Origin of the sequence: Phocaeicola sp. (assembly GCF_048170425.1) — a bacterium.
GTDB lineage: Bacteria > Bacteroidota > Bacteroidia > Bacteroidales > Bacteroidaceae > Phocaeicola.
The window spans coordinates 1-9,206 of sequence record NZ_DBEXBB010000176.1; the positions used below are offsets into that span (position 1 = coordinate 1).

Below are 9,206 nucleotides of genomic sequence, written 5' to 3' on the forward strand. Positions count from 1 at the left end.
TCAGTGGTACAAAACCACTTCTTCACCGTCTTTTTTATCTGTGTTTGTGATTGATTTCTAGGGAATTTGCGAAATTCCTTTTATCGTAATGCAATGGAAGGGTCATTATCAGTAAAAATTCTTGGACTATTGTAGGTTTCGCCCTGCGGAACTATACGTTTCTCGCATGGGAAACATACAGTTTTGATTCGTAAAACGTAAGTTTTTCGAGGAGGGGGCATACAAAATTCCGAATGCTTCCTTGGTTTATGTAGTTGCTTTCTGAATTTTTTAAATGCTTGGCATGCCTGGTGGAAGGAGCGTCAAATGTTTCAGTCAGCAATATCTTTTGTTTTTTAGGAGATTTCTTTGTAATTTTGTGTCCGACAGAAAAAAGAATGAAGCAGATATTAGGTACATATTGTTTGCTCTTGGTCAGCCTGTGGGTACTGGTGGTAGGTGTGTTTCCACATCATCATCACAATGAGGCGTTTTGTGTCAGTCCGGATATGGAGACTTGCGCTGCGTCATCGCATGACGGATGCGAAGGAGAGCGTCATTGTGCCGGAGACGCCGACAAGCATGCGTGCGACATCAGTTGTGTCACTCATCTGTCCTTTTCTGTTCCTCATCATTTGCCGGATTTCACACCGGACTATACATTTTACACTTTGATTTATCTTTCATCCCTTTGTCTGGAAGCTCCATCAGTTTCCGTTGAACGAGGGGATATGATTTCCTATTACGTAGAAAAACTGCATGCCCGGCATTTTTCTGCCGTTCGCAATTTCCGTGCTCCTCCTTTTGCTGTTGTAGCTTGATTTTTAGGGATGTTACTGCACTTTGCAACCAGTTTGCAACGTGTAGGGTTTATTTTTGCAAAACGAAAAACAACAGTATTCAATGAAAAACTATATTTTGACGGGAACATTGTGTATGTTCCTTTTTGGGGGATGCGGAGAACACGCACACGACCATGAGCATGAAGGTCATGACCATGAAGCGGAAATACATGCAGAGGAAAAAACGGCTCATTCAGATGAAATCGTACTGACTCCGGAGAAAGCAAAAGCGGCTGGGGTAGAAGCTGAAGTGATTCACCCGGGAACCTTTCGGGAAGTGATACAGGCTGGCGGACAGATTCTGTCGGCACAAGGCCAGGAAGCAACGGTGGTAGCAGCTTCTTCGGGAGTGGTGTCTTTCTCCCGCAAAATCGCGGAAGGAATTGAAGTGGGCAAGGGCAGTGAACTGCTGAGTGTATCCGCTGAGCACATTCAGGAAGGTGACCCTGTGAGAAAGGCAAAGGTGGCCTATGAAAAAGCCAAGGAAGAATACGAACGTGCAGAAAAACTGATAGACAGCCAGATTGTGTCGCAGAAAGAATTTGCGGCTTTGCGGGAGGCATACCAGAATGCCCGTCTGGCATACGAGGCTTTACTGCCCAGCAAGTCGGGTAAGGGAGTAGCCGTGAAAGCGCCTATCGGCGGGTTTGTAAAAAACTGCCTGGTGAAGGAAGGTGATTACGTAACGGTAGGACAGCCGTTGATGACGGTGACTCAGATGCGCCGCTTGGTGCTGAAGGCCGATGTGTCGGAACGTTATTATGCACAACTTCCCCGCATTGTGTCGGCTAACTTCAAGACACCCTACAATAACAAGGTCTACTGCCTGGAGAACTTGGGTGGAAAAGTGCTTTCGTTTGGAAAATCATCAGGCGATACGTCTTATTATGTACCGGTGACATTCGAATTTGACAACCGTGGCGACATGGTTCCAGGCGCATTTGTGGAAGTCTTTCTGCTGTCCGGTGAACGTCAGGGAGTCATCAGTCTGCCGGAATCAGCGCTGACCGAGGAACAAGGACTTTATTTTGTGTACCTGAAACTCGATGACGAATGTTATAAAAAACAAGAAGTACAATTAGGAACTTCCAACGGAGAGCGGGTAGAAATTCTTTCCGGTCTGAGAGACGGAGATACCGTGGTAACCCGTGGTGCCATTCATGTGAAGCTGGCAGCCGCTTCCAATGCCATTCCGGCTCATACCCACAACCATTAAAAGTGACGCACTATGCTGAATAAAATCATACAATTTTCGCTACAGAACCGCTTGCTGGTTCTGGTGGCTTCGGTGTTGTTGCTGATAGGGGGAACCTATACGGCTTTCCATACCGAAGTGGACGTGTTTCCTGACTTGAATGCGCCTACCGTAGTGGTGATGACCGAAGCCAACGGGATGGCTGCCGAAGAAGTAGAACAGCTGGTTACTTTCCCGATAGAGACTGCCGTGAACGGAGCGACTCATGTACGCAGGGTACGTTCTTCCTCTACCACGGGATTTTCTGTCGTATGGGTGGAATTTGAGTGGGATACCGACATTTACCTGGCGCGCCAGATTGTGTCGGAAAAATTAGCGGCGGCAGGTGAGGACTTGCCCGACAATGTGGGTAAACCGACATTAGGTCCTCAGTCGTCTATCTTAGGAGAGTTATTGATTGTGGGACTGACTTCCGACTCCACTTCCATGCAGGATTTGCGTACCATGGCCGACTGGACCATCCGTCCGCGTCTGCTGTCTACCGGAGGTGTGGCTCAGGTAGCTGTACTGGGAGGCGACATCAAGGAATATCAGATTCTGGTTCATCCGGGCCGTATGCGCCACTATGGCGTGACGTTGGGCGAAGTGATGGCAGTGTCACGAGGCATGAACCAGAACACCAACGGAGGTGTCATTTATGAATACGGAAATGAATACATCGTGCGTGGAGTCATCTCTACCGACGATGTGCGTAAGTTGGGACGTGCCGTCATCAAGACTACTCCGGACGGAGCCCCCATTACCCTGGAGGACGTGGCCGATGTGCGTATCGGGTCACAGCAGCCCAAGTTGGGACTGGCTTCCGAAAAAGGGAAACCGGCGGTACTCATTACGGTGACCAAGCAACCGAATACCGGAACCATTGAGCTGACTGAAAAACTGGAAGCCGCTTTGGCCGATTTGCAGAAGAACCTGCCGAAGGATGTGCATATTTCTACCGACATCTTCCGTCAGTCACGTTTTATTGAAAGCTCTATCAGCAACGTGCAGGACTCACTTTACGAAGGTGCCATTTTCGTAGTGATTGTGCTGTTCCTGTTTCTGGCCAACACACGTACTACGATTATTTCACTGATAACTCTTCCCCTGTCGCTTGTGGTAGCCATCCTGACCTTGCATTACTTAGGACTCAGTATCAATACCATGAGTCTGGGTGGTATGGCCATTGCCATCGGTTCGCTGGTGGACGATGCCATTGTGGACGTGGAAAATGTATGGAAGCATCTGCGTGAAAACCGTCAGTTGCCGTTAGCAGAACGGAAACCGGTACGGGAAGTTGTCTTTCAGGCTTCACGTGAGGTACGTATGCCTATTCTGAACTCTACGTTGATTATCATTGTCAGCTTTATTCCTCTTTTCTTCCTGAGCGGAATGGAAGGACGTATGCTGGTTCCGTTAGGTATTTCCTTTATCGTTTCTTTGTTTGCTTCTACGATAGTAGCTTTGACCCTGACTCCGGTACTTTGCAGCTACCTGTTGGGTAAAAATACTTCCAAGGGAGAGGGATTGCCCAAGGAAGCCTTCCTTGCCGTATGGTTGAAGAAATATTATGAACGAGCCTTGCTCTGGGCGCTGGAACATAAGAAGACGGTATTGGGAGGAACGGTAGCTTTCTTTATCCTGGCATTGGGAATTTTCTTTACGCTGGGGCACAGTTTTCTTCCTTCCTTCAATGAAGGCTCCTTCACCATCAATGTCAGTTCCTTGCCGGGCATTTCGCTGGAAGAATCTGACAAGATAGGCCGTCAGGCAGAGGAATTGCTGCTTTCGATTCCTGAAATCCAGACCGTGGCCCGCAAAACAGGACGTGCCGAACTGGATGAACATGCGCTGGGAGTGAATGTATCCGAAATAGAAGCACCTTTTGAGCTGAAAGACCGTTCGCATGCCGAATTGCTGGACGAAGTGCGTCACAAACTGTCGGTCATTACGGGTGCCAACATTGAAATCGGGCAGCCCATCAGCCACCGTATCGATGCCATGTTGAGCGGTACGCAGGCCAGCATTGCCATCAAGCTGTTCGGCGACGACCTGAACCGGATGTTTGCCATCGGTAACCAGATAAAGGAAGCGGTGAGTGACGTAGAAGGGATTGCCGACCTGAATGTGGAGCAGCAGATTGAGCGTCCGGAACTGAAGATTGTGCCGAAGCGTGAAATGCTGGCTAAATACGGTATCTCGTTACCGCAGTTCAGTGAGTTTGTCACGGTCAACATGGCCGGTGAGGTCGTGTCGCAGGTATATGAACAGGGAAAGACCTTTAACCTGGTGGTACGTGCCGCAGAATCCGACCGTGGTACGATGGAACGTGTCAAGGAACTGATGATTGACGATGCACAAGGCCGGAAGATACCTCTTTCCTATGTGGCAGACGTGACTTCCTCCATGGGACCCAATACCATCAACCGTGAGAACGTAAAACGAAAAATCGTAATCTCAGCCAATACCAGCGGGCGCGACCTGCGCAGTGTGGTGAACGACATCCAGCACCGGGTGGAAGAAAAAATCAGCTTGCCGGAAGGGTATCATATAGAATATGGCGGACAGTTTGAAAGTGAACAGGCTGCCAGCCGTACCTTGTTGCTGACTTCTCTGATGAGTATTGCAGTGATTTTCCTGTTGCTGTACATGCAGTTCCACGATGCGGCAGAAAGTGGCGTTATCCTGTTGAATCTGCCTTTGGCCCTGATTGGAGGAGTCTTTGCTCTCTTCCTGACTACGGGTGAAGTCAGCATTCCCGCCATTATCGGTTTCATCTCGTTGTTCGGAATCGCTACCCGTAACGGAATGCTGCTTGTCACACACTACAATCTGTTGCGTGAAGAACAGCAGTTGGGAGTGCGTGAAAGTGTGGTGCGTGGTTCACTTGACCGTCTGAATCCGATTCTGATGACGGCTCTGTCCTCTGCTTTTGCATTGATTCCGCTGGCGTTGCGCGGCGATTTGCCGGGAAATGAAATTCAGAGTCCGATGGCGAAGGTCATTCTGGGAGGTCTGCTGACTTCCACTTTCCTGAATGCGTTCGTCATTCCCATTGTGTACGAGTTAATGAACCGGAAGAAAACCCTTAAAAGAACAGAAGAATGAAAAAAATAGGATGGATGTGGCTTGCAGGACTGGCATTTGCCAGCAGTGTGCAGGCACAGAAAATAGAAGAAGTATTGCAGTCCGTAGAGCAGAATAACAAGGAACTGCAGGCGGTCTTTCATTCTACGGAGGCAGCCAAGATGGAAGTACAGACACAGAATAACCTGGAAGACCCCAGTGTGGAGTACAGCCCGTTCTTTGCCAAAGGAGTAGATGGAGTGGCCAGTTCGGAACTGGTGGTGACGCAGGGATTTGATTTCCCGACCTTGTATGCAGCACGCAGTCGTTCCGGAAAATTGCAGAAAGATGTGCTCGACCGTCAGCAGCAGGCGCTTCGCCGCGATATTCTGCTGCAGGCCAAGAATCTGTGTCTCGACTTGATTCGCCTGAACCAGGAACAGGCTTTGCTTATGGAACGGCAGAAAAATGCCGATGCCTTGTTGCAGTTGTTTGAAAAGCGTTTGAAAGAAGGAGATGCCAATGCCTTGGAGGTGAATAAAATCAAGATGGAACGCATGAAGGTGCAGACGGAGGTGGCGCAGAACCATGCGGCACATCGCACGGCACTTCAGCAACTGCTGGCGATGAACGGTAACCTTCCGTTAGAGTTTGCGGAAGACCGTTATCCGGCAGTGGAAGCCATTCGTGATTATCATACATTGTATAACGAGGTGATGATGCAGGATGCAGACCTTCAGGCGGCAGATGCGGCTTCCCGTGCGGCTGCGGAACAGGTAAGCGTGAACAAGCAGAACTGGCTGCCCAAGCTGGAGGTGGGTTACCGTCGCAACACGTCCGTAGGTGAGAAAAGCAACGGTTTTCTGGTAGGAGGAAGTTTCCCGATTTTCTCTAACCGGAAGAAACTGAAGATTGCCAAGGCGCAGGCCTTGAGCGCCAATCTGCAACTGGACAATACCCGCTTGCAGGTGGAAGCAAGAATACAGGGACAATTCAATGAAATGCAGCAGCTTCAGGAAGCCATGCAGGCCTACGATGTGCCTTTGATGCATCATACCCTCCGCTTGCTTTATGAGGCCGTGACTGCCGGACAACTTTCGATTATTGACTTCTATGTAGAGGCCGATAACGTGTACGACAACCTGCAAAGTTATATCACCCTTGAAAACCAGTATCAGAAACTGATGGCAGATATTTATAAAAACCGTCTTTGATAGGTCCTAAAAAAATCCGTCCCCGGTAATTTATCGCTAATTGCCGGGGACGATTTTTTTAGTCAAGTCAGTTTGTCATTCAAATCTTTTCTAATGGAATATTCAGGGCTTTTGCCACTCCCTTTCCATAATTTTCATCCGCTTTCATGCAGTTCTGGATATGGCGAAGCTTGATTTCTTCCGGAATATCACCCATGGCTCTTGCCGTATTCTCGAAGAGTGCTTGCTGCTGGGCGGGAGTCATCAGTCGGAACAGGTCGCCCGGCTGAGAGTAGTAATCTGAATCATCTTCCCGGTAGTCCCATTGGTAAGCGGCTCCATCGAGTTCCAATGGCGGCTCCTTGTATTCCGTCTGGTGCTGCCATTCTCCATAGCTGTTGGGCTCATATCCTAACGTAGACCCGTAGTTTCCGTCCACGCGCATCTGTCCGTCCCGGTGATACATGTTCAGGAAAGGACAACGGCTGCGATTGACCGGAATCTGGTGATGGTTCACTCCCAGTCGGTAGCGCTGTGTATCTCCATAAGAGAACAGACGTCCTTGCAGCATACGGTCGGGCGAGAAACTGATACCCGGCACCACATTGGCCGGATTGAACGCCGCCTGCTCTACATCCGCAAAGTAATTTTCCGGATTGCGGTTCAGTTCCATCACGCCCACTTCAATCAACGGATATTCTTTCTGCGACCAGACTTTGGTCAGGTCAAACGGATTGAACGGGCAGTTCTTGGCCTGCTCTTCCGTCATCATCTGGATGTACATGGTCCATTTGGGGAAGTCGCCCTTTTCAATGCTTTCATACAAATCGCGCTGGTGGCTTTCACGGTCTTTGGCAATGATGGCTTCTGCTTCTGCATCGGTCAGGTTCTTGATGCCCTGCTGCGTATGCAGGTGGAATTTCACCCAAGTGCGTTTTCCTTCTGCGTTGATGAGTGAGAATGTATGGCTTCCGTATCCGTGCATGTGGCGGTAAGAGGCCGGAATACCTCGGTCGCTCATGGTGATGGTTACCTGGTGCAGTGCTTCAGGCAACAGTGTCCAGAAATCCCAGTTGTTGCGTGCGCTTCGCATGTTGGTGCGCGGGTCACGTTTTACCGCGTGATTCAGGTCGGGGAATTTCAGCGGGTCACGAAGGAAGAAGACGGGCGTGTTGTTTCCTACCAAATCCCAGTTGCCTTCTTCTGTATAGAATTTGATGGCGAATCCGCGAATGTCACGTTCGGCATCTGCCGCTCCTCGTTCACCGGCTACGGTAGAGAAACGGACAAACAGTTCAGTTTCTTTTCCAATCTGTGAGAAAATAGCCGCCTTGGTGTAGGCTGTAATGTCATGAGTAACCGTAAATTTTCCGAAGGCACCGGAGCCTTTGGCGTGCATACGCCGTTCCGGAATCACTTCGCGGTCAAAGTGTGCCAGTTTCTCAAGAAACCATACGTCTTGTAAAAGCATCGGGCCTCGCCGTCCTGCGGTGGCCACATTGTGATTGTCGGCTACAGGTGCTCCTGAAGCGCTGGTCAGTTTTTTATTTTCCATACAATATTACATTTATAATTAATAAAAAAGGGATGTACTGATAAACTGGTCTACTATCTTTTTGTCTGTCTCTGTCAGTAATCCGTTTTTGGATTTCAGGAAAGGGATGTGAGAGTTCCGTGGTATCTTCAATGCTTTCTTCATTTTCCGGCACATACTGCCTGTCCTGAATTTATACGTGGTAAAAAGGAGGGTACGATGCGGAGATATGTGTCCTGCCATTGTCCGGCTGCATGCGCTCCATTTCTTGTGAGGGTGCTGTCCGACGACGAACCATCCGCACGTCCAGCATCCGGAAATAAGGAAGTCCGTCTCGTCCAGCTTTTTTGTGTCGAAGTCAGAAATGGCACTCAAGCTGACGCTTAACCCTTTTGACCAGAGATACATGGCTATCTCTCGTGCAAAAAAGGCGGTCTTTCCTTTGTGGCTGTAATATAAGACGGTAGCTTTCATCTTATTGGCAACAGCATGGTTCTTTGGTGATGACTACCCGGCTGTTGGGCAAATCAGGAATGTAGATAACCCCATCTTTTACGGTGATGTCGGCAGGACCTACGAGAGGCTGGTCCAGCTTGATTTCCATCGGAGAGACGTGACCGTTGTTCAGGTCTATTTTACTCAGCTGGGCTGGAGTCCAGTTGGTCACAATCAGCGACTTTCCATCGGATGAAAAGGCTATTCCGTCGTATTGACCGGTGATTTTTGTCAGTTTGTGGGTAACAGGTTGGGATAGATTGTCGATGCGGTAAATTACATTTTCAGCCTTTGTGACCCCATCGGCCGGATAAGAAGCCACATACATCACCCCGTTGCGTATAAGGAGTCCGTTGGGACCGCTTACCTGTAGCCACTCTTCCGGCTCTCCTGGTTGGGTCGGGTTGCTGATGTCCAGACGGAAAATACGGTCGGTATTTGTGACAGAAGCATACAGATAATTTCCGTCGGCTGCCAGGTCGTTGACAAACAAATTACCCTCAGGCAGCATAATGACTTGTGGTTGCTCGTTCTTTTCTGTTAAGTGATATACCACAATCTTGTTTACATCGCATACATAAAGATAGTCATTTCGTACGAACATTCCTTTCGGGGCAGACAGATTGCCGTCGGCAGGTACCAATACTTCGGATTTTCCGTCTTTGTAGAAACTGATGTACCCTTTTCCTTCCGAGTTCAGCGGATTCAGTTCGGACGTGCCGAAATTCGCAATCAGGATACCCTCCTGATAGGGATAGGTGCTTTCACAATAACGAAGTCCTTCGTTTACTACTTTTTCGGTTTGTGCTGAGGCAGCTATTGTCAGCCAGACACACATTAAACTGATGATTTTTTTCATATTT

Annotated in this window: 7 protein-coding genes; 4 read left to right on the forward strand and 3 right to left on the reverse strand. The window is 49.0% G+C overall.

The genetic code is table 11. The annotated features are described in order from the left end of the window. Positions 1–377: 377 nt before the first annotated feature. The 4 genes from ACMJ0U_RS06850 (at position 378) to ACMJ0U_RS06865 (ending at position 6,335) form a co-directional block, all read left to right on the forward strand. On the forward strand, positions 378–800 hold the full coding sequence (locus ACMJ0U_RS06850; protein ID WP_417129100.1) for a DUF6769 family protein: 423 nt from the start codon (positions 378–380) through the stop codon (positions 798–800). Between the two features lie 82 nt (positions 801–882). Next, complete coding sequence (locus ACMJ0U_RS06855) at positions 883–2,037, forward strand: efflux RND transporter periplasmic adaptor subunit (RefSeq protein ID WP_417129102.1); 1,155 nt, start codon at positions 883–885, stop codon at positions 2,035–2,037. Between the two features lie 12 nt (positions 2,038–2,049). Further along, entirely contained in the window at positions 2,050–5,163 is a 3,114-nt protein-coding gene (locus ACMJ0U_RS06860) for an efflux RND transporter permease subunit (RefSeq protein WP_417129104.1), read from the forward strand. Next, on the forward strand, positions 5,160–6,335 hold the full coding sequence (locus tag ACMJ0U_RS06865) for a TolC family protein (protein WP_417129106.1): 1,176 nt from the start codon (positions 5,160–5,162) through the stop codon (positions 6,333–6,335). The genes ACMJ0U_RS06860 and ACMJ0U_RS06865 overlap by 4 nt, the downstream gene beginning before the upstream one ends. A gap of 79 nt (positions 6,336–6,414) precedes the next feature. On the opposite strand, the gene ACMJ0U_RS06870 is transcribed toward ACMJ0U_RS06865, so the two are convergent. From ACMJ0U_RS06870 to ACMJ0U_RS06880, 3 genes are all read right to left on the reverse strand, one after another. After that, complete coding sequence (locus tag ACMJ0U_RS06870; RefSeq protein WP_417129108.1) at positions 6,415–7,869, reverse strand: catalase; 1,455 nt, start codon at positions 7,867–7,869, stop codon at positions 6,415–6,417. An 18-nt stretch (positions 7,870–7,887) separates the two neighbouring features. Beyond that, positions 7,888–8,322, reverse strand: coding sequence for a hypothetical protein (locus ACMJ0U_RS06875; protein ID WP_417129110.1), 435 nt, complete (start codon positions 8,320–8,322; stop codon positions 7,888–7,890). A 1-nt stretch (position 8,323) separates the two neighbouring features. Next, on the reverse strand, positions 8,324–9,206 hold an 883-nt coding region (locus ACMJ0U_RS06880; protein ID WP_417129112.1), incomplete at its 5' end, for a hypothetical protein.

Bases quoted from the DNA above. Each gene is read 5' to 3' on its own strand.
- ACMJ0U_RS06850 (WP_417129100.1), top strand. From the start codon at position 378: ATGAAGCAGATATTAGGTACATATTGTTTGCTCTTGGTCAGCCTGTGG.
- ACMJ0U_RS06855 (WP_417129102.1), top strand. From the start codon at position 883: ATGAAAAACTATATTTTGACGGGAACATTGTGTATGTTCCTTTTTGGG.
- ACMJ0U_RS06860 (WP_417129104.1), top strand. From the start codon at position 2,050: ATGCTGAATAAAATCATACAATTTTCGCTACAGAACCGCTTGCTGGTT.
- ACMJ0U_RS06865 (WP_417129106.1), top strand. From the start codon at position 5,160: ATGAAAAAAATAGGATGGATGTGGCTTGCAGGACTGGCATTTGCCAGC.
- ACMJ0U_RS06870 (WP_417129108.1), bottom strand. From the start codon at position 7,869: ATGGAAAATAAAAAACTGACCAGCGCTTCAGGAGCACCTGTAGCCGAC.
- ACMJ0U_RS06875 (WP_417129110.1), bottom strand. From the start codon at position 8,322: ATGAAAGCTACCGTCTTATATTACAGCCACAAAGGAAAGACCGCCTTT.